Genomic DNA, 21,317 nt, shown 5'->3' with positions numbered 1-21,317 from the left:
TACTTATATGGCAAGCCTTTTCGGGAGTTCATAGATTTTCAACGGTTCTCTAAATTGTGTGATTGGAACCAGAATCGTTATTACAAAAGCCTTCTTACCCTTCTGAGCATTTATACTCATTACATAATTGGGATGCTCCCTTGGGGGTTGGCGTTTTGGGGTTTTAGTTCAATTCCCTCACTTCCCTATTCCCCCACCTCCCCATTCCCCCACACCCCTAATTCTTATGAGAGATTCCCTATCGAGCCGTCTAAGAGTACAACAACACTGCCTCAATCAAGTTAAATTAGCCGTGACAAAGCAGGGCTTTAGCAGTCAGCGCTCCTTAGCCAAAGAAGCTGAATTTAGTCTGGCTACTGTCAGCAACTTCCTGACTGGCAAACCGGTAGAACAGGCCACTTTTGAACAAATTTGTCGTCGATTATGCCTCGACTGGCAAGAAATCGCCGCCCTGAATTTTGAGCTAAAAACACCCCCTCAAGACAAAATTCCGGTTAATTCGGCAGCCAAGAGCGAAAAATTGGAGACATTACCCCCCTATCCTAATGGGGCAGTTCCCCTTGGTTCCCCATTTTATTTAGAACGTCTTCCCCTCGAAGAACAGATAAGGCAGGAAATCAAGAAACCGGGGGCTTTAGTGCGGATAAAAGCTCCCAAAGAAATGGGCAAAACCTCCCTACTTTTGAGAATGCTCGATTTTGCTAAACAGCAAGGCTACCGCACGGTGAGTTTGAACTTAGAACAGGTGGACCAGACGATTTTGGCTGATTTAAACCAATTTTTGCGCTGGTTGTGTGCCAATGCCGCCCGTCAACTACAGTTAAAACCGCAATTAGATGAGTATTGGGATGAGGATTTAGGTAGCAAGATTAGCTGTACGGTTTACATTCAAGACTATCTCCTGGAATCGATTACCGCCCCCATTGTCCTCGCTCTCGATGAACTGAATCAGATTTTTGAACATCCCCAAGTGGCCAAGGATTTTTTACCGCTGCTGCGTTCTTGGTACGAAGAATCCAAAACCCTACCTATCTGGCAAAAACTCCGTCTTATCGTCGTCCATTCCACAGAAATTTATGTTCCCCTGCAGCTCAATCAATCCCCCTTTAACGTCGGATTCCCCGCACAGTTAAGTCATTTTAGTCTGGAGGAGGTATTGCAATTAGCCCAACGTTATCAACTCACCTGGGAAAATCAGGAAAAAGTCCAACAACTGATGGAGCTAGTAGGAGGACATCCAGCTTTGGTACAAACTGCCCTCTACTATCTCAGTCGGGAGGAAATAACCATGACGCAAATATTAACCAGCGCCACCTCTGTCACCGGGATATATGCCCATCACCTGCGGCGCCATTGGGCAGTATTAGAACAACAGCCTGAACTAGCAAAAGCCCTCGACCGGGTGATGAGCGCGGTGGAACCCGTACAATTAGACCCAATTCTCGCTTACAAACTCAGCAGTATGGGACTACTCAAACAATCGGGAGATAAAGTAGTACCAGGCTATGAATTGTATCGACGCTATTTTTTAGAGGTGAAATCCTCTATCAGTTATCAGTAAACAGTAATCAGTTATCAGTGAGGGTGTAGGGTGTGGGGTGTAGAGTGTAGGGTGTGGGGGGAATAAATAAAATAATCTCCTGACGACTGGCTCCTATCTCCTGACTCCTATCTCCTGACGACCGGCTACTAACCCCACCAACAAACTTTTTGCCGCAAACTCTACTTATGAATATGTCAAACAAAGATACTGTCCAAAATACTGTCAACGTTAGCAATTTTAGTCGCTCGCAACTCGGTCGGCCGGATGAGAACAATTTATATAAGGCAGTCGCCACAATTACTGAGGGACATTGGCCGGAAAATCTGTCGGGATACGTTTTTATCGTCTGTCCTTTTCATCGAAAAAATGACCGTCATTTGTTCTCTGGCGAAGGTGTAATTATTAAATGGGACTTGCAAGGTAAAAATAATCAAGTTAACGTTTACAGTAAAAAACTAAAAACTTGGGATAGTTTTTGGCGAAAAGTTTTACCTATATTTAATATTAGTCAAGCCACTTTTCCCGCCGTGGTCAGCATTTTGGGTTGTTCAGAAATAGCGAATACTGCTATGGTTAAACTAGAAAAAGTTTCCGAAGATAAACAACTAGAAGAAACCCGATTAATTCTCACTGCCGATGCGGGACGTTACTGGGAAGTGGACCCCGTTTCCCTGGATACTATCACTCCGATTGGTTATTTTGACCAACATCTTGTTTCCGTGCCTTTGTCTATTTTCCCAGTCCTAGAAAATACCGCTCACCCCTTTTACGACAAAAAGACCAAAGAATTTATCACCTGTGAATTAAAGCTAAAACTTGCATCGGGAGGTATGTTAAAAGATTTAGATTCCTCGGTGTATATTGTTCTTTGGGATCAACAAAAACAACTTAAACCCTGGAAACTACAGGGAGCTATCCTCGATGGTAGCCCCCATTCGGTCATCGTCACCGAGGATTATATCATGATTCCCGATATGCCCTTTCAGATGGGAGTAGCCAAACTATTAGGTATCAGAATCAAGCCGGAAGAAACCTATCCGAAAACTCAAATTTATCTGGTTAAACGTCAAGACCTTAAGGAAGAAGAAACCACCGTTCCCTCGCGATTAATTACCTTCAATGGCGACAGTTATCACTTCCTTTGTAGTTACCATAGTACCAACGGTCAAATTCAGCTTGTGGCCATCCAAAACGCCACTATTAGTTTAACCGAAGCGATCGAAAAAGACGATATCCAACATTTTACCGGTCAGGGTTATCCCCCCGAATACCACGGCATCCCCTGGATGTTTTCCTTTGACCCCGGAGTGCTGCGCAAAGTGGTTATCGAAGATGCCAGGGTGATGAGCGAACAAGCTTTCATCCATCCGGGGTGGTTCTCTACCACTCTCTACACCGCCGACCCGCGGGAATTGGAACAGGGATACAGCGCTATTTATCAGGTTTATGTCGGTTATGTGCGCGAATTAATCTGTCGTCGTCAGTATATGGATTGTCGCGACCAAAGCAATCGCATCCTCAGGGATGCCGAACTTCCCTGTCATGACTTGCCCTCGGTATTAGCCAAGGTTCCCTTCGATAAGGATTGGAATCAGTTAACTGAACAGATTAGCCAAGAAAAAAAAGCCAGTGATACTCATGTATCACATTTAGGTCGGGGACTACTGGATTTTTATGTTTGTCCCGATGGCTATATTTTAGATAGCATTCAGTTTATTCCCCAAGAACAGGGCTATCTATTGACGACGGTTTTAACCCCGACCAGAGTATTAGAAGCTTGGTTATTTAACCCTGACAATCTCAAGGACGGACCGATTGCTAAACTGAGTTTGCCGGAAGATGTTCACTTTGGTTTTACCTTGCATTCCGAGTATTTCGAGCAAGTGTTGCCTTCTCCCCGTCCTTCCGTCTCACAGGTAAATCGAGTCCTGTCAGCCTTGCGGAGTCTTGTTTTAGTTCCCGTAGAATTTTTCTTGGGGAGACCCGCAGCCGTTTACAATCGCCGAGTAAAAAAATGATTGTTCTCAAAGGATACGACATTCTTGCCCAGGTTTACGAAAGCGTTAACTCGGAAGTCTATCGGGCCATTCGCACCGTCGATAATCAACCGGTTATGCTCAAAATCCTCAAGCAAGAATATCCAACCGCACAAGAACTAACCCATTACAAACAGGAGTATAAAACCATCTGCGGCCTGAACTTCGAGGAGGCGATTAAAGCCTATGGTTTAGAAACCTACCGCAGAACTCCCGTGATTATTTTGGAAGATTTCGGGGGTGTATCCTTAAAAAAATGGCTAGAGGGCAAAAAAACTCTAGCCTTAAGGGACTTTTTAAGTCTTGCACCCCGAATAGTGGCTAATTTAGAGAAAATTCACAACGCCAAGGTTATTCACAAAGATATTAATCCTGCCAATATAGTTCTTAACCCCGAAACCGGACAGATTAAAATCATCGATTTTGGCATTGCCAGCGTCCTGCAGCGGGAAAATCCGGGGCTAAAAAATCCCAACGTCCTCGAGGGGACTTTAGCCTATATTTCTCCCGAACAAACCGGACGGATGAATCGCAGTCTCGATTACCGTACAGATTTTTATTCTTTGGGCGTTAGCTTCTATGAACTTCTCACCGGACAATTACCTTTTCGGGCTAACGATGCTTTGGAATTAGTTCACTGTCATCTGGCAAAACAACCTTTGGAGATTAATAGTCTCGTCAGGGAGGAAATTCCCCCGGTGGTGGAGGCAATCATCAGGAAACTGATGGCTAAAACCCCGGAGGAACGATACCAAAGTGCCTATGGTATTCGGGCAGATTTAGAAGAATGTTTAAGACAACTAGAAACAACGGGTAAAATTGAGGATTTTGTCATCGCTGGGCAAGATCTAGCCAATCAGTTCCAAATTCCCCAAAAACTCTACGGTAGGGAGACAGAAATCGCCACTCTCCTCACTGCTTTTCAACGGGTAGCCACGGCGGCTAAAAACTCCTCTCACACCGAACTGATGCTAGTTACGGGTTATTCTGGCATGGGTAAAACCACCCTAGTTAGGGAAATTTATCAGCCAATTACTGAAAAACGCGGCTTTTTTATCTCTGGTAAATTTGACCAATTTCAGCGCGATATTCCCTATGCTGCCGTGGTTAGCGCTTTGACTCATCTTGTCAAGCAACTTTTGGGGGAAAGTCAATCACAACTGGAACTATGGCGACAAAAACTCTTAAAGTCTTTGGGGGCGAATGCACGGGTTATTATTGATGTGATTCCTGAACTAGAATTAATTATCGGTCCACAACCAGAGGTGTTACAATTAGGAGCGATCGCTACTCAAAATCGCTTTAATTTAGTCTTTAAAAATTTTATTCGGGTCTTTTGTTCCCCAGAACATCCCTTAGTCATCTTTCTCGATGATTTACAATGGGCAGACTTGGCTAGTCTCCAGTTAATAGAATTAATTATGCTCGATGGCGATATGGACTATTTATTTTTAATTGGTTCCTATCGCAGTAACGAAATTAATTCCACCCATCCCCTAAGTGCTACTCTCGATAAATTAGAGCAGGGGGGCATAATTATCAATCAAGTTATTTTAAAACCTCTGGGTCTTGAACAGGTCAATCAGTTAATTGCTGACACCTTAAACCATTCACCCGAATATGTGCAATCTTTGTCCGCTTTAGTCTGGCAAAAAACCCACGGGAATCCTTTTTTTGTCAATGAATTTCTCAAAACTATCTACTGGGAAAATTTGCTATTTTTTCAACCAGGGCAGCAAACAACCACTAAAACCGATAATAATAGGGGCTATTGGCAATGGCATCTCGGTCAAATTCAAAGGATTGGCAGTACCGACAATCTGATTCAATTTATGATGGGTAAAATGCAGAAATTGCCTCCCGAAACTCAGGAAATTTTAAGTTTAGCGGCCTGTCTTGGGGCAGAGTTTAATTTAAATATTCTAGCATTAATCTCTGAAAAATCACCCCCAGAACTTTTACCAATTTTAACTTATAGTAGTGAAGCTGGTTTAATTATTCCCCTCTCAGAATTAGATGAACAATTACTGATTCAAGAATATAAATTTGCTCATGATCGCATTCAACAAGGAGCTTACGCTCTCATCGAAGACAGCAAAAAATCTTTAATTCACCTAAAAATTGGTCGCTTACTTTGGCAGCATACTGCCGCCAATGAATTATCGGAAAAAATTTTTAAAATAGTCGATCATCTCAATCTTGGTTATCAACTAATTAGCGAGGAAAAAGAACGAGAGTCAGTGGCTAACTTGAATTTACTAGCAGCCCAAAAGGCAAAAGCCGCTAATGCCCAAACTGGAGCCTTAAAATATATTAAAATCGCTCAAAAACTTCTCAAAAAAGCAAGCTGGAAGAATAACTATCAACTGACTTTAGATATTTATTCTGAAGCCACAGAAATCGCCTATTTAAGTGGAGATTTTGAGCAGATGCAGTGCTGGGCTAATCTCGTGTTAAAACAGGCAAAAACAACCCTAGATAAGGTGAAAGTTTATGAAGTCATCATCGAAGCTTATCAAGCCCAAAATCACGAACTAAAAGCGGTAGAAATTGGTTTATCCGTCCTCAAAAGCCTAGATTTCGAGATTCCTGAATCCTTAAAATCATCAGATATTCAGGAAGAACTCAATAAAACTAGGCAAAAATTAGCGGGTCAAAATATCGAAAATTTAAGTAATTTACCGCCGATAAATGAGGAAGAAAAATTAGCAATCATGAAGATAGCGAGTGCCATATTTCCTCCTGTTTATATTGCCGCACCTCGTCTCTTACCCATCCTAGTATCAAAACAGGTTAACTTATCAATTGAATACGGCAATAGTTATCTAGCGGCTTTTACTTATGTCAATTATGGCTTAATTCTTTGTGGTCTTTTAGAAGATTGGGAAACGGGTTATCAATTTGGACGATTAGCTTTAAACATTGCTGATAAATTTCATGCCAAAGCCCTGATGCCGAAAATAATTGCCGTCTTTTCCGCCACTATTAGTATCTGGAAAGAACCGATTAAAAATTCCCTGTCTTTGTTAAAATCTTCCTATCAAACCGGTTTAGAAATGGGCGATCTCTACTACGGAACAACCTGCGCCTATCTTTACTGTTTTCATTCCGCCTTTATCGGACAGGAATTAACCGAATTAGCTAGAGAAATAGCTAACTATGATCTGGCTTTTGTTAAGCTCAAACAAGAAAACACCCGCAACTATCTAAAAATCTACGGACAAACAGTTTTAAATCTGCTGAGGCACTCGGAAAATCCCGGTAATTTAGAAGGACAATACTATCAAGAAACTCTTATGTTACCGTATCATCTAGAGGCTAATGATCTCTACGGACTCTGTGCTTTATTTGTTAATAAATTATACCTTTGTTATTTATTTGGACAGTACGAACAAGCCATTGAAAACGCTAAACAAGCCGAAAAATATCTGGGGGGAGCCACCGCCACTTTCTTGATTTCTCTGCATAATTTCTATGATTCCCTCGCCCATTTAGCTATTTATAGTCATCTGGACAATGACCAACAAAAGCAAGTATTAGAACGAGTAACGAATAATCAGAAAAAGCAACAGGAATGGGCCAATCAAGCCCCCTCTAACTATCTCCATAAATTTTATTTAGTGGCAGCGGAAAAGGATCGAGTGCAGCAATCCTATCTAGAAGCCATAGAAAACTACGATCTAGCCATCGCTAAAGCCAAGGAAAATGAATACATTAATGAAGAGGCACTGGCTAACGAACTAGCGGCGAAATTCTATCTCGATTGGGGTAAAGTAAAAATTGCCAAAACCTACATCAATGAAGCTGCTTATCTCTATTCTATTTGGGGAGCAACAGCTAAAGTCAAAGATATAGAAAGCCGCTATTCTCAGTTAATGGTCAATAATTATGGTTCCAATTCCCCGACCGAAACTAGGAGAACTACCACCAGAAAAAATTCAGTTAGTCATTCGGGAGAACTGTTAGATTTAGCCACGATTATGAAAGCATCCCAAGCCATTTCTAGCGAGATAGTTTTAGATCAATTACTCGCCACCCTGATGAAAATTCTCATCGAAAATGCTGGGGCGCAGCTGGGCTATCTTATCCTAGAAAGCGGCGGACAACTATCGATCGAAGCCTCCGGTTCAGTGCAGGAAGACAGGGTGACAGTCTTTAAATCTCATGCCATCGAAGAACATCTTCCCGTCTCAATTATTAACTATGTAGCCCGGAGCGGTCAAACCGTTCTGAATAACGATGCTGCCCATGAGGGCGATTTTAGCAACGATCCCTATATTAAAACCCATCAAACCAAATCGCTGCTCTGTTCCCCCCTCCTCGACCAAGGACAACTGCGGGGAATTGTCTATCTAGAAAATAATCTCACCGTCGGGGCTTTTACCCAAGAAAGATTGGAAGTGCTGCAATTGCTCTCTAGCCAAGCTGCCATCGCAATTACTAACGCCAAACTCTACGCCGAAATCAAAGCCAAACAGAGACAACTAGCGCAATTTTTAGAAGCCATGCCAGTGGGGGTATTTGTCCTCGATGCCGACAGTCAACCCTATTATGCCAATCAAACGGCCCAGGAGATTTTAGGAAAAGAGATAGTTAATATCACCACGGCTAATCAGTTGGGGGAAACCTATCAGTTATATCAAGCTGGAACCGATCGATTGTATCCCACAGAATACCATCCGATTGTCCGAGCTTTAAGGGGGGAAAAAAACACGGTGGATGATATAGAAGTTCACCAAGGAGAGAAGATTATCCCCCTAGAAGTGTATGCCACGCCCGTTTTTGACGAAAAAGGAGAAATTATCTATGCGATCACCGCTTTTACCGATATTAGCGAACGAAAACAGGCGGAAGCGGAACGGATTCGCTTTACCCAAGAATTAGCCGAGTATAGCCGCACCCTAGAACAGAAAGTGCAGGAGCGCACCCTGGAACTCAGCCAAACCCTAGAAATTCTCAAGGCCACCCAAGCAGAATTACTGTTTGAAAATGAACTGCTCAGAAGTACCGAAGAATCTAGCACCTTTGACTACCAAGTGGGGGGCAGTTTGCCTATGGATGCACCCACCTACGTGGTCCGCGCCGCCGACCGTTATCTCTATAAAGCCCTCAAACGCGGCGATTTTTGCTATGTTCTCAATCCCCGTCAAATGGGTAAGTCTAGTTTAATGGTACGCATGATTGATCATCTCCAACACGAGGGCATCTGTTGCGCTCCCATTGATTTAACCCGCATCGGCAGTGAAAATGTTACTTCTGACCAATGGTACAAGGGGATAGCCTTCGAGTTAGGGCGACGTTTTGGCCTGCTCAAAAGGGTCAATCTGAAAGCTTGGTGGCAAGAACGGGAAGATGTCTCGGCAGTGCAGCGCTTGGGCGAATTTATCGAAGAGGTGTTATTGCTGGAAGTGGGGATAGTGGAAGGTTCTCCCCCGAAACCAATCGTGATTTTTATCGATGAAATCGATAGCGTTTTGGGCTTAAATTTTGCGGTTAATGACTTTTTTGCCCTGATTCGTTCCTGCTATAACCAGCGCGGTTTTAACCCCCTCTATCGGCGTTTGACCTTCGCTTTCTTCGGTGTTGTCACCCCCTCCGATTTAATTACCGACCACCAAATCACCCCTTTTAATATCGGTCATTGGATTCAATTGGAGGGTTTTAAGGAACACGAAGCCCAGCCTTTACTGCGCGGATTGGCCGAGAAATTTAGTAACCCGCAAACTGTCTTAAAAGAAGTCTTTGCCTGGACAAACGGTCAACCTTTTCTGACCCAAAAACTCTGTCAGTTAATTCGCACCGCCACCTCACCGATTCCACCCAATGGTGAGTCCCTCTGGATTGAGGACTTAGTACAGAAGAAGATCATTGGCAATTGGGAGGCTCAGGATGAACCGGAACATCTGCGGACTATTCGCGATCGGCTTCTCAACAGTCATCGCTCCCAGTTGCTCCTGAGACTCTATGAACGGATTTTAAGGGAAAAAGAGGTGATTGCCGAGGATAGCCCCCCAGAAAAAGAGTTACTTTTATCAGGGTTAGTGATCAAAGATCAGGGCCAGCTGCGGGTCCATAATCCCATCTATCAAGCAATCTTTAACCTCCATTGGCTGGCCCGGGCAAAATCAACCTAGTAAGTAGGTAGATGTTAAAAGTTGTCAGATTTCCCCCCTTTATCAAGGGGAGATTAAGGGGGGATCGGCACTTCCTTTATTAAGGGTGGCAGGGGAGATCGAAGGTAAAATCAGCCAATACTAAATCCTGTTTAATAAGTTATAGGATAGTGGGAAGTTAAAGTTAGATTGGGAGTTATCAAACTATTAAAAATAGATTTGCTATTACACCCTAAGCAGTCGCTGATTTAGCAGCACTCGCTCCTATCATTCGAGAGATCAAAACCCTGGAAGTCCCCAAAAACTCCAAAATCTGAATCGCTAGTTGGGGAGAGAAATGTCAAGATTTATTAAATATAGAGAAATTGCCGCGTGGGATATAATATATATGGTTGCCTATTAGTCTAAGTCAAATGAACATTAGACCTCTTGCAAAAATCAAAAATCTTCCGTTAGGTGAGGAATCAGGTTTCGGCCGTGAGACTTCGGAGTGAGACTTCGATGGATCAGATAGTGATGCCATTCAGACTTAAATTGACCTTTTAAATACAGCAACTTTTTCTGGAATGTAGTGATTAGGAACAATTTAAGAATACTTTCTCACCTAGCCCGAGCTTTTATTTAACTAATTCCGAGGATAATTACCGTGAAAACAGCGAAATATCCCGAAAAAATTGCCGCTCTCTGGACAACATTCCTCTTGGGAACTCTATTTCACACCCAACTGGGGTTAATGCCACTCTTCCATGGTCAATCGATCGTCGAGAGTCATCAAACCAGCAATCTCGATCCGATTTTCTGGGGAATGTTGCTCTTTTTTTTGCTGCCAATGTTAGCGATTATCGGGGTCAATTTTAGCGAAAGTCGCTCCTTGCGAAAAGTCCATTTCTGGCTGACAATTCTCTATTCTGTCTTGAATTTAGCCCATCTGATCGCCGATCTTTTGGTCAGACCGATCGCCTGGTATCAAATTGCTCTCATGGCAATTTTATTGATCATCGGACTGATTTTAAATCTAGTTTCCTATCAATGGCTGCGGTTAGCGATCGCCCATCCGCACCATCTCTCGGAAAGTCATTAGTAGTGCCAAGATCAAAAGGTGGCCCGTTGACTAACTGATTCAGACAAAAGGATGCCTTTTGAGGTCAAGTTGGGGCTTATTAGGGTAAAAGCCAGCTTAAACCAGAGCTAAAGGGATTTTTTCTGAGAATTTAACTTAAAAAATCTAATTAATCCCTATTATTTCCCAGATCAGCCCGTAAATTGTTCCTGTTTCCGGGCTGACGCTGCCACCTCATCTCACCAAGTGCGGATCTTTTTAGCTATGATAGTTCAGAACCAAGCCAATAAAGGGAACTTTTGGGGCTGGTTATTCATCAGAAAACTCCTAATCGGAGGAGTTAAGCAGACGATATAGTTCAGATTAACGGCAAATATTGGTTAATAGTAATAACGAGGTAATTATTTTGATGAAATCTCTCATTCGTTGGACGGCAACTCTTGGTTTAGTAGGAACGACAATGTTGACTTCGCTGCTGGGCAGCTATTCTAAAGCACTCGCTTTACCGGAAGAACAAATCGTCAAAACCTTGCAGTCTGTACCTGTCTTCGCTATTGCCGATGATCAAGGAGTTCCCTTAATTGCCGTAGAAAAAGAACAGAAATTCACGGGGGTTTTTATCAGTAAGCAGGACGCACAAAACTTTTTTGAACAACTGAAAAAAGAGAATCCTGAAGTGGCCAGCAAAGTTAAAGTTCAGGCTGTTTCCTTGGCACAAGTCTATAAAATGCAAACCAGTCAAACCGATCAAAATCGTTTAATTATCGATTTTGTTCCCAAAGAGTCGGAAGTAGAATCGGCGAAAAAACTGCTCAGTGAAAGAGGTCAACAGTATCAAGGTGGTGTACCTTTATTTGTGCCGAAAGCAGGAAAAGAGAGTAATTTTCTGGTGGTCAATCGCAATAATCAGGATTTTATTCCTTTCTTCTTTGAAAAAGCCGCCGCTTTGCAAATGGTAGAACAATATAAAAAAGCCAATCCCGCCGAAGCAGCCACGGTGAAAATTGATGTTATTCCCTTAGAAAGTGTCATCGCCACCCTACAACAAAGTAACGATGAAGCTTTAACTAAAATTCTCCTCTATCCTAGCCAAGAAACGATTGATTTTATCCGAGCAAATAGTAACCAAAATGCTCCCAACCAACCCCCAGCAAATCAGCCACGCCCTAATAATAATACCAATAATCCCCCCGCCCCCAATCGTTAAGCCTTGTGTCTGCTAGTATTTCCGGTCAAGAATTAAGTCAATGGCGCCAACAGGCGATCGCGGATTTAGCGCAAGCGCAACTATCTCCGAAGGAAGTGGATATATTTCTGCAAGCAGTGACAGATTTAGATACTCTTTCCCTGCGCTTACAATCCTTTCGCGAACGAGAAAAAATCCCCTTGAGTTATTCTTGGTCGGAAATTACTAAACGCTGGCAAAAACGCCTTAAGGCAAGGGTTCCCTTGCAGTATTTGCTCGAATCGGTGGTCTGGCGTGATTTTACCCTGAAAGTCTCCCCAGGGGTCTTAATTCCTCGTCCCGAAACCGAGTTATTAATCGATATCGTTGGAGAAACCGTCAGAGGAGACGACGGGGGAATCTGGGTAGATCTGGGAACCGGTAGCGGTGCGATCGCTATTGGTTTAGCCAGTATCTTGACAAAAGCAGAGATCTATGCTATTGATTACAGTCAAACGGCTTTAGCGATCGCCAAAGAAAATATCATCAAGACGGGTTTTGCCGACAGAATTATCTTAAAACAGGGTTCTTGGTGGACACCCCTAGAGAAGTGGAAAGGACAGATTAGCGGTATGGTGTCCAATCCCCCCTATATTCCCAGTGCAGAAATCCTCGACCTACAAATTGAAGTGCGGGAACATGAACCCCGTTTGGCCCTCGATGGAGGTGAAGACGGATTGACCGCGCTGCGCTATCTAGTGGCCACTGCTCCCGATTATCTGCGATCGGGAGGCCTTTGGCTAGTGGAAATGAGAGCCGGTCAAGGGGAAAAAGTAGCGCAAATGCTGGAAAATCAGGGCAATTATCGACAAATTCAGATTATTAATGACCTAGCAGGTTTTGATCGCTTTGTTTTGGCCGAGCGAATTTAGCGCAATGTACCCGCTTCGCAGTCCCGCAGCCAGAGACGCACCGCTTGGCCGATGGTGCCTTGGCTGGTTTCTAAGGGAGGTAAGGGGACTTGAGCAGGTTCAAGGGCAGCTAATTGACTGTAAATCGTCACTAATCGCCATCCTTCCCCAGTTTTAGTTAAAAATAACCAGTGATAATTTTGGAGAGTGACAGAGCGATTTTTGCTGTACTGACGCTCTAAAGTCGTAAAAAAAACCTGTTGAGTGTCATCGGCAATTTGACCAGAATATTGATTAGCACTTAAAGGTAGGGGTGCAAATTCGGGACGACCGGCAATAATCACAAAAACCGGTGTAGATAATTCTTGATCGATTTGGGAACGGGTAATAACTCGATTAGCATAACCGGGTAAATCTGACAAGAGGCGATCGACTAAAAGATTTAAATCCTCCGGACAGCTAGAAAGAGGAAGACTAACTGCTGGCAAGTTAATCCCGAACATAACCAGTAATACCCCTAAATATCGGCTAATTCGTGACAAATTTTTGCCCATGCTACTTTTGGCTCCTCAGCACCAGTGATCGGTCGTCCAATTACTAGATAATCAGCCCCAGCTTTAAGCGCTTGGGCCGGAGTCATCACCCGACTTTGATCCCCTTTGCTTGACCAGGAGGGACGAACTCCGGGGCAAACTAAGAGAAAATCCTCTCCACAGACGCGACGCAATTGCGCCACTTCTTGGGGAGAACAAACCGCCCCATCAATTCCCGATTCTTTGGCCAATAATGCCAGATTTAAGGCATATTCCGATAGTTCTAGGGGAATTTTGAGGTCGAGGGCTAATTCCCTGGCGTTAAGGCTGGTTAAAACGGTGATAGCGAGAAGTTTTGGCGGCGATAGCAGGTCAGAAATTGCCTCCTTAGCCGCCGTCATTGCTTGCCGTCCGGCTGTTGCGTGGAGGGTGAGTAAATCCACTCGATAGCGACTGGCGGAACGACAGGCCCCAGCGACCGTATTGGGAATATCATGGAATTTAAGATCGAGAAAGCTCTTTTTTTGTCTTTCTTGCAGAATCCCTAGAATTTCTGCACCGCTACTAACAAATAATTCTAGTCCCACTTTCCAAAAACTGACTTCTGGCAACAGATCGAGCAGTGCGATCGCTGATTCTAAATCCGGCACATCAAGAGGAACAATAATTCGGTCTGAGTTGGTCATATTGGGGCGATAAATCAGAGAAAAATCCAATCGGCAAAAGTGGCAGCCTGTCCGCAATAAATGCCATCACGATCGATGATATTCCAAACGATCGCTTTTTCGATGCGAAATAGTTGACCGTTTTTCGTGATCCTTACCCCGTGATAATCGTTGATATAGCCCTGTTTTTTGACTAAATCCAGCATTTTTTGGCGTTCTTGGGCGATTTCCTCTCCCTCTACCGTCGCTCGCGAAGGAGTTGCTAATAATTCTTGCCAAGTTAAACCCCAGAGATCGAGGGCGCCGCGATTACCATAATTGAAGATCGGATTAGTTTGCGTACCGTGGGAAACTAGGACAAAAGGGGCATAAAAGAGCATTTTACTCTGTTCTTTGCCAGTACCGATCCGGGGTAAAAGCGATCGCCCGATTAACCGTTCATAATTATCCAGCAGCAATTCTGTCCAAGCTATAATAGCTAAATCTTGCCAAATTTCCATAAAATTATCTTGAAAAACCGGTTTAATCTTCCCTTTGCCAATATTTATAGGCCGCGTAGGCTAAAGTAATCACTCCCGTCAGAATTGCCGACTCATCCACTAAAAATTCCGGATGGTGAAGGGGGGGATTGAGGAGGTGAGGAGAACCCACTCCCAGACGGAACATTGTCCCCGGGGCCTGTTGCAAATAAAGGGAAAAATCCTCGGCCCCCATGGAGGGTTCCGAGAGAATTAAAACCCGATCCCGTCCCCAAGCTTCTAAACCAGCTTCTTCCACCAAACGAGTTAAAAATTGGTCATTTTGTACCGATGGCACACCCCGACGATAATTTACTTGACATTTAGCGTTATATGTGCTACAGACATTCGTGACCAAACTCTCGATCCATTCTGGGAGATGGGCGTGGGTTTCTGGGTGCAGCGATCGCACTGTTCCTGCCATGCGTACCTGATCGGCGATGACGTTGGGGGCGCGACCACCGCTAATCTGGCCGATGGTGAGGACAATGGGACGCAAAGGGTTTTGAGTCCGACTAATTGCCTGTTGCAAAGTGGTGATTACTTGCGAAGCGATCCAGATAGCATCGATCGCCTCGTGGGGCCGGGCCCCGTGGCCGGATTCCCCTTGAATAAAAATCTCCAGATCGTCGGCAGCCGCAGTTAAGGCCCCGTAACGAACCCCGATCGATCGGGCCGGAATCGAGGGGAAAACGTGCAGCCCGAAAACGGCGCTGACATCCCGCATCACCCCTTCCCGGATCATCCAATTGGCCCCCTGGGCGATTTCCTCTGCTGGTTGAAAGAGAAAGCGTATTTTTCCCTGCAAAGGTTCCGAGAGACGGGAAAGCACCATCGCCGCCCCTAAACCGACGGTAGCATGAACATCGTGACCGCAGGCGTGCATAATCCCCGGTTTGCGGGAAGCAAAGTCTAAATCGGTCTTTTCTTGGATCGGTAGGGCATCCATATCGGCCCGGATGGCTAAAATCCTTCGATCACTGCCTTTTCCCGCCAATTCTCCCTTAACTCCCGTTTTTCCCACCGCTTCCTGCACCGATAGACCACAGGAAGACAAAACCCCGGCAATATAGGCGGCAGTTTGATATTCTTGCCCGCTTAACTCTGGATTCGCGTGAATGTGGCGGCGAATCTCCACTAATCGGGGTGCGAGACTCTCGGCTATGTTTTTAATCTCGGAGAGCATGAAACCAGTTTTACAGTATCTTTAGGGTTAATCATAGAGCATTTTTTACCTGAAAAGTTGGGTCTGGCTGATTTTCAGTCTCAACTGTCTTCTCGGCACTCTTTCAACCCGGGACTAAGCTAATTTGTCAAGAGGATGCAGGAGTTACTATTCATCTCTTGATTCGGTAACACCTCTCGAGAGAATATTCCAGCTATGATAGGAAACAGTGTCTAGTTAGGAAAAAAACATGGTTCAGTCTTCCGAAAAAATTGAAGTTAAGTACGGGGAAAGAGAAATTGCCGAAGGAACATTAATTACTTTCCCCAATCCACGCCCCGGCAGAAATTACGATATTCATATTACTCTGCCGGAATATACCTGTAAGTGTCCCTTTTCCGGTTATCCCGATTTTGCCACTATTTATCTTAGCTACGTTCCCGATCAAAAGGTGATGGAATTAAAGGCGATTAAACTTTATATTAATAGTTATCGCGATCGTTATATTTCCCACGAAGAAGCAATTAACCAAATTTTAGATGATTTGGTGGCCGCTTGCGAACCCTTGCAGATGAAAGTTAAGGGGGATTTTCATCCCAGGGGTAACGTTCATACCGTGGTGGAGGTGATGTATAAAAAAGAATAGCATAATTGTCTAGTTTGGGGATGGGGTTGCTCCCATCCCTTGCTGTTCTAGTTTTTGTTGTTCAAGTTTTTTGCTGTCCTTGTTTTCAATACTTATTTTAAAATTGTCCTCTATACTTAGAGCTTGAATCTTATCGTTAAGAGTTGGTTGATTGCCTTTGACTGCTGCTAGGTAAACTGCCCGCGCATTTAAATTGCTTATTGAGATGAAGCAAGAGGCAAGAGGCAAAACGGAGAATAAATCATCAGTTTTTAATAACCAGATTTAGTATAAGTAGGGCTGGCTGAATAAATCTAAAAACCTTGTTGGATAATATTTTTAGGCTTTTTTGAAATCAAAAACTGCCAACCCGTGGCGTGATCTACACTCCACACCCTGCCCCCGGGAAAAACTTTTTCAGCAAACCCTAAGTAGAATTTAAAACCATCCCCACTGAGGAACTAGCCATGAAATCCTTTGCCCTTCTTACCACCGTTAGCCTAATCAGCCTTTCCACTCTCGCGACTGTTCGCCCCGTCATGGCGCTAGAGAGCCGACAACCAGCCGAAACCCGGATCGCTCAAGGGAACAATCAAGACGCGATCGGCCACTATAACCGGGGAGTTGACTACATCCAACAGGAAAAATACGATCTCGCCCTCGCTGAATTCACCAAAGCGATCAACATTGATCCCCGATACGCCGAGGCTTACCTCAATCGCGGGTTTCTTTACGGCGTACAGGAGAAACCCGACCTCGCCCTGTCCGATTACAATCAGGCGATCAACATTAATCCCCGATTGGCCGAAGCTTACAACAATCGCGGGTTTCTTTACGCCGAACAGGGAAAACCCGACCTCGCCCTCGCTGAATTCAATCAGGCGATCAACATTAATCCCCGATTAGCTCTGGCTTACAGCAATCGCGGGCTTCTTTACCTACAACAGGGAAAACCCGACCTCGCCCTCGCTGAATTCAACAAAGCGCTCAACATTAATCCCCGATTGGCCGAAGCTTACTACAATCGCGGGCTTCTTTACGGCGAACAGGGAAAACCCGACCGCGCCCTCGCTGAATTCAACAAAGCGCTCAACATTAATCCCCGATTAGCCGCAGCTTACAACAATCGAGGGTTTCTTTACTACGAACAGGGGAAACCCGACCGCGCCCTGTCCGATTACAATCAGGCGCTCAACATTAATCCCCGATTAGCCGCAGCTTACAACAATCGCGGGACTCTTTACGACCAACAGGGGAAACCCGACCTCGCCCTGTCCGATTACAATCAGGCGATCAACATTAATCCCCGATTCGCCGCAGCTTACAACAATCGAGGGTTTCTTTACAAAGAACAGGGGAAACCCGACCTCGCCCTGTTCGATTACAATCAGGCGATCAACATTAATCCTCGATTGGCCGAGGCTTACGTCAATCGCGGGCTTCTTTACAAAGAACAGGGGAAACCAGACCTCGCCCTGTCCGATTACAATCAGGCGATCAACATTAATCCCCGATTAGCCGACGCTTACAGCAATCGCGGGGTTCTTTATTACTATCGACTAGAAAGGGAAAAAGCGATCAGAGATTTCCGACAAGCCGCCGAACTGTTCCGCCAGCAAGGAAACGCGGCGTTATATGAAGCGGTTATGGAACTCCTACGGGAATTAGGCGCGGTCTAGTCCTTTTTGTTGGGTTGAGCGAATCAATAGGTTAAAGAAAACCTCTCAATTTTAGGGGGAAAGCGAAACCCAACACCTAAATCCGTCTGAATCGGCTCTCCCCTCCTCTCATGGCTTTTTGTTGGGTTTCCTTGGGTCAATTCAACCTAGGATAATTGTTATCAGTATTTAGTTTTTTCTAGTCTAGTCTGTTAATTGTTCATTAAAAACCTTCGCGATGGATGTTATTTTATGACCCTAAAACAACTCATACAAGACAAACGAGAGGATATCCTAAAAATTGCCACCAAACATGGTGCTTTTAATGTGCGTGTATTTGGTTCCGTTGCTAGAGGTGAGGAAACCGAAAATAGTGATATTGATTTTTTAATTGATTATGATTTAGCTAAAACATCCCCTTGGTTTCCCGGTGGATTATTAGTTGATTTAGAGGATCTCTTAGGGTGTAAAGTGGATGTAGTAACTGAAAAAAGCCTTCATCATCTAATTAAACAGCGAATCTTAAAGGAGGCAATTAAGTTATGAATGAAGATCAAGTTTATCTTGGATACATTTTAGACTGTATTGATAAAATTAAGGAGTATTCCCAAGGAGGAAAACTGGAGTTTTTTGCTAATTCAATGATCAGCGATGCCATCATTAGACGCTTACAAACTTTGCAGAATCAACTCAACGGCTTTCGGAGGAATTAAAGGCAAACATTCCCGATGTTAACTGGCGTAATATTTCTGGTTTTAGGAATATTTTAGTACATGATTATTTAGGAGGAATTGACCTTAATACAGTTTGGGATGTGGTAGAGAATTATTTGGATAATTTAAGAGAACAGATTTTAAGGCATCTAGAATCAGTCAATACTTAATCAAAGTCTAATTTTGTAGGTTGGGTTGAGCGAATCAATAGGTTGAAGAAAACCTCTCAATTTTAGGGGAAAGGGAAACCCAACAGCCAACACCTCAATCCGTCTGAATAGGCGATCGCAAATTTTGTCGGCTGCATTAACGAAGTCTAAGGCGGCAATCTCGCTGCCAACCCTGATAATAAAGCTGATCGTGGCTTGGGAGCAATTCCGTTATAATAGGGGTCAACTTAATATCGTTAGCAACGCAGAATGAGGATTTCACCATGAGGATTCCATATACATATTGGAAAGAATCAGATGGGATGTTCTTGGGCTATTTGAATGAATTCCCAGATCATTGGACCCAGGGTGTTGACTTAGAAGAATTAATCGAAAACTTGGTCGATCTCTACAAAACATTTACTACGGAAGAAATCCCCGGAATCAAGAGAGTTGCAGAGTTTGAACTCGCATGAAAAGACATGATTTAATTGCACAATTAGAGCAAGCTGGCTGCTATTTGATTAGACGTGGAGGGAAACACGATATTTACCATAATCCAGATACTGGAAAAACAGAACCAATTCCCAGACATCGAGAAATTAATGAGCGATTGGCTAAAAAGATTATCAAAAGTCTTACTGGTGACAGATAAATTCACAGTGCAAATCAAACAAGGCTACAAGGAAGCAAAGGAGCTATGGAAAAATGATTACTGTAGGATTTTAAAAAGGGCGATCGCTATTTCGATCCTCTTATTTTTTTGTGGGGTTTCCTTGTGTTAACCCAACCTAGGATAATTACTATGATTGCTAGGTTCGGTAGGTTTGTTTAAGCATTTAAAATTTAAGCGCCCAATCTTCCTTCTAAAATGCCAATGATAGACAAATCCTCATCTAAGGTTTCCCAATGTAATCCCGTCCCATCACAAATTAACTCAACCTCTGCTAATTGTTCAGAAGTTGCTTTTGATAACCGTTTATTTTTATAGGCAGGAAAACGAATTTCTCTATCGTCTTCTAAACGAATACAAATCCATTTATCTTCAACCCAAACTTTTTGAGCTTTTACTGTGCTTTCATGTACCAAATACATCATGCCATTTCCTCCGTATTGTTTCTAAGTTTTCTGTGATGATAATTTCAGCCCGAACAATTTCTTTAGTTTTCAAACCTTTAGCATAATCCAATTCTAGCGGCTCTAGCCAAAATTTAGCATACCCCCCGCCGCGTCGAACGTGAACGTGCATGGGTTCATTGCCTTCATTAGCATAGAAAAAGAAAACATAGCCTTCCAGTCTGAAAATTTCTGGCATGAGGTTAAAGCTTATTTTGCTGAATTTGACGAAGTGCGATCGCATCGTTTCATAGATTGGGACCTCGGAACGAAACCCAACACCCAACACCTAAATCCGTCTGAATGAGCGATCGCTATTTCGATCCTCTTATTTTTTTGTTGGGTTTCCTTCTTGATCTTGAGAATCGCAATATCAACTGATTTTGGTAGATAATTGAGATTAGATTTAATCATTATTCTTCAATTAAATTAAAATCAATTCGTTGATAAATATCCATCAGTGAAATTTGGAAATCTACAGAATAAAACCTTAAAGCATCCTTGTCTGATTCATAAACTTTAAACAACCATTCTCCATTATTTTGTTGATAAAATTGTTCAACATAATAACGGTATTGATCGATTAAAATATATTCCTTAAAATCAGGAATTGAGCGATAAAATTTAAACTTATCAGTGCGGTCATAATCTCGGGTTGATTTTGATAAAACCTCAACAATGATTAACGCATTAGTTACAGTATTTGTGCCTTTTCCTTCATATAATGGTTTGCCTTTAATCACCATGACATCAGGATAAGTATAAAAGCGATATATTGGCATCCATAACCGGACATCACTCATAAAAGCCCAATAATCTTCATTGTTAATCTTAGTCGGAAAATTTTTATAAAAATTACCAGCAATCAGATTATGATTAGTAGTTGCTCCCGTCATAGGAATAATTTCTCCATCTAGATATTCATTTTTGTATTCTGCTGTTTCTTCTAGCTGACAATATTCTTCGGGTGTATAATACCGTTTTTCGACTTGAACTTGCATACTAACCTCCCTTATCTTGGTTAAATTCCCATTCAATAGCAACTTTAATATTAGCTTGTGTTGAACCTTTTGTCACTAAATAAATCCCCGTTTTACCCCCAACTTGTAACCAAAATCCTCAAGTAACCTGACTGGGTGGACTTACTTGGGAAACTCCTTGTTTAATCGAATTTAATAATAATTGTACATAGTCATTGACAATATTAGTAAGTACCTAGGCAAAATTAATTACATACTCGCCTCCAAAATTGTCCAGCACTTTTTTAACGTAAGCGAGGAGGCTCTTTCGGTCTTTATAGGCGCTAAATTCAATCCATTCATATTTTAAAAATCTCCATAATATTTC

The 21,317-nt window shown here is 43.2% G+C and carries 18 protein-coding genes and 3 pseudogenes; 12 read left to right on the top strand and 9 right to left on the bottom strand.

The features are described 5' to 3' along the window. Window positions 1-226 precede the first annotated feature (226 nt). The 6 genes from O9323_RS13890 (at window position 227) to prmC (ending at window position 12,849) form a co-directional block, all read left to right on the top strand. A complete protein-coding gene (locus O9323_RS13890; protein ID WP_002755158.1) occupies window positions 227-1,561 on the top strand; it encodes an AAA-like domain-containing protein in 1,335 nt (444 codons plus the stop codon). Window positions 1,562-1,728: 167 nt separating this feature from the next. Next, on the top strand, window positions 1,729-3,561 hold the full coding sequence (locus tag O9323_RS13885) for a carotenoid oxygenase family protein (protein ID WP_288125292.1): 1,833 nt from the start codon (window positions 1,729-1,731) through the stop codon (window positions 3,559-3,561). After that, window positions 3,558-9,713, top strand: a complete 6,156-nt coding sequence (locus tag O9323_RS13880) for an AAA family ATPase (RefSeq protein WP_288125291.1) — start codon at window positions 3,558-3,560, stop codon at window positions 9,711-9,713. The genes O9323_RS13885 and O9323_RS13880 overlap by 4 nt, the downstream gene beginning before the upstream one ends. A 625-nt stretch (window positions 9,714-10,338) precedes the next feature. Then, window positions 10,339-10,773, top strand: coding sequence for a hypothetical protein (locus O9323_RS13875; RefSeq protein ID WP_002733588.1), 435 nt, complete (start codon window positions 10,339-10,341; stop codon window positions 10,771-10,773). Between the two features lie 388 nt (window positions 10,774-11,161). Next, the gene (locus O9323_RS13870) at window positions 11,162-11,959 is read left to right on the top strand and encodes a Tic22 family protein (RefSeq protein ID WP_002755148.1); all 798 of its coding nucleotides are present in this window, start codon (window positions 11,162-11,164) and stop codon (window positions 11,957-11,959) included. A gap of 5 nt (window positions 11,960-11,964) precedes the next feature. Then, complete coding sequence (gene prmC / locus O9323_RS13865; protein WP_130757071.1) at window positions 11,965-12,849, top strand: peptide chain release factor N(5)-glutamine methyltransferase; 885 nt, start codon at window positions 11,965-11,967, stop codon at window positions 12,847-12,849. On the opposite strand, the gene O9323_RS13860 is transcribed toward prmC, so the two are convergent. Genes O9323_RS13860 through O9323_RS13845 form a run of 4 tightly spaced genes read right to left on the bottom strand, consistent with a single transcriptional unit; the run spans window position 12,846 to window position 15,730 of the window. Beyond that, window positions 12,846-13,382, bottom strand: a complete 537-nt coding sequence (locus O9323_RS13860) for a hypothetical protein (protein WP_002755144.1) — start codon at window positions 13,380-13,382, stop codon at window positions 12,846-12,848. The genes prmC and O9323_RS13860 overlap by 4 nt on opposite strands. Next, entirely contained in the window at window positions 13,346-14,047 is a 702-nt protein-coding gene (pyrF, locus tag O9323_RS13855) for an orotidine-5'-phosphate decarboxylase (RefSeq protein ID WP_288125290.1), read from the bottom strand. The genes O9323_RS13860 and pyrF overlap by 37 nt, the downstream gene beginning before the upstream one ends. A 14-nt stretch (window positions 14,048-14,061) precedes the next feature. Beyond that, window positions 14,062-14,526 carry an MEKHLA domain-containing protein gene (locus O9323_RS13850; RefSeq protein ID WP_288125289.1) on the bottom strand — a complete coding sequence of 155 codons (465 nt, stop codon included), beginning with the start codon at window positions 14,524-14,526 and terminating at the stop codon, window positions 14,062-14,064. A 22-nt stretch (window positions 14,527-14,548) separates the two neighbouring features. Further along, the gene (locus O9323_RS13845) at window positions 14,549-15,730 is read right to left on the bottom strand and encodes a M20 family metallopeptidase (RefSeq protein ID WP_002778079.1); all 1,182 of its coding nucleotides are present in this window, start codon (window positions 15,728-15,730) and stop codon (window positions 14,549-14,551) included. 229 nt (window positions 15,731-15,959) lie between these two features. Between O9323_RS13845 and queF the strand changes: the two genes are divergently transcribed. From queF to O9323_RS13820, 6 genes and pseudogenes are all read left to right on the top strand, one after another. Beyond that, window positions 15,960-16,355: a preQ(1) synthase gene (gene queF, locus O9323_RS13840; protein WP_002732669.1), complete on the top strand. Its 396-nt coding sequence runs from the start codon at window positions 15,960-15,962 to the stop codon at window positions 16,353-16,355. Window positions 16,356-16,801: 446 nt separating this feature from the next. Next, on the top strand, window positions 16,802-18,013 hold the full coding sequence (locus O9323_RS13835; protein ID WP_288125288.1) for a tetratricopeptide repeat protein: 1,212 nt from the start codon (window positions 16,802-16,804) through the stop codon (window positions 18,011-18,013). A 231-nt stretch (window positions 18,014-18,244) separates the two neighbouring features. Then, entirely contained in the window at window positions 18,245-18,538 is a 294-nt protein-coding gene (locus tag O9323_RS13830; RefSeq protein WP_002733639.1) for a nucleotidyltransferase family protein, read from the top strand. Then, window positions 18,535-18,875, top strand: a pseudogene (locus tag O9323_RS13825) (HepT-like ribonuclease domain-containing protein). The gene O9323_RS13830 and the pseudogene O9323_RS13825 overlap by 4 nt, the downstream one beginning before the upstream one ends. A 263-nt stretch (window positions 18,876-19,138) precedes the next feature. Next, window positions 19,139-19,330: a type II toxin-antitoxin system HicB family antitoxin gene (locus O9323_RS22680; protein WP_002751744.1), complete on the top strand. Its 192-nt coding sequence runs from the start codon at window positions 19,139-19,141 to the stop codon at window positions 19,328-19,330. Then, window positions 19,327-19,509: a type II toxin-antitoxin system HicA family toxin gene (locus tag O9323_RS13820; RefSeq protein ID WP_012267861.1), complete on the top strand. Its 183-nt coding sequence runs from the start codon at window positions 19,327-19,329 to the stop codon at window positions 19,507-19,509. The genes O9323_RS22680 and O9323_RS13820 overlap by 4 nt, the downstream gene beginning before the upstream one ends. A 191-nt stretch (window positions 19,510-19,700) precedes the next feature. Here O9323_RS13820 and O9323_RS13815 read toward each other — a convergent pair whose 3' ends face one another. The 5 genes and pseudogenes from O9323_RS13815 to O9323_RS13795 all read right to left on the bottom strand — a co-directional run. Next, entirely contained in the window at window positions 19,701-19,949 is a 249-nt protein-coding gene (locus O9323_RS13815; protein ID WP_002740925.1) for a DUF2442 domain-containing protein, read from the bottom strand. Further along, window positions 19,933-20,214: a DUF4160 domain-containing protein gene (locus O9323_RS13810; RefSeq protein WP_223210954.1), complete on the bottom strand. Its 282-nt coding sequence runs from the start codon at window positions 20,212-20,214 to the stop codon at window positions 19,933-19,935. The genes O9323_RS13815 and O9323_RS13810 overlap by 17 nt, the downstream gene beginning before the upstream one ends. A 169-nt stretch (window positions 20,215-20,383) precedes the next feature. Then, a complete protein-coding gene (locus O9323_RS13805) occupies window positions 20,384-20,971 on the bottom strand; it encodes a Uma2 family endonuclease (protein ID WP_002751737.1) in 588 nt (195 codons plus the stop codon). A gap of 1 nt (window position 20,972) precedes the next feature. Continuing rightward, window positions 20,973-21,068 (bottom strand): annotated as a pseudogene (locus tag O9323_RS13800) (CU044_2847 family protein); the annotation flags it as partial. Window positions 21,069-21,185: 117 nt separating this feature from the next. Next, window positions 21,186-21,317: pseudogene (locus O9323_RS13795) on the bottom strand (IS630-like element ISMae24 family transposase); the annotation flags it as partial.

This window comes from Microcystis sp. LE19-131.1A, from assembly GCF_027532015.1.
GTDB classification, from domain to species: Bacteria; Cyanobacteriota; Cyanobacteriia; order Cyanobacteriales; family Microcystaceae; genus Microcystis; species Microcystis ichthyoblabe_A.
The sequence above is the reverse complement of the archived record's forward strand: the minus strand, read 5'-3'. Positions and strand labels throughout refer to the sequence as shown.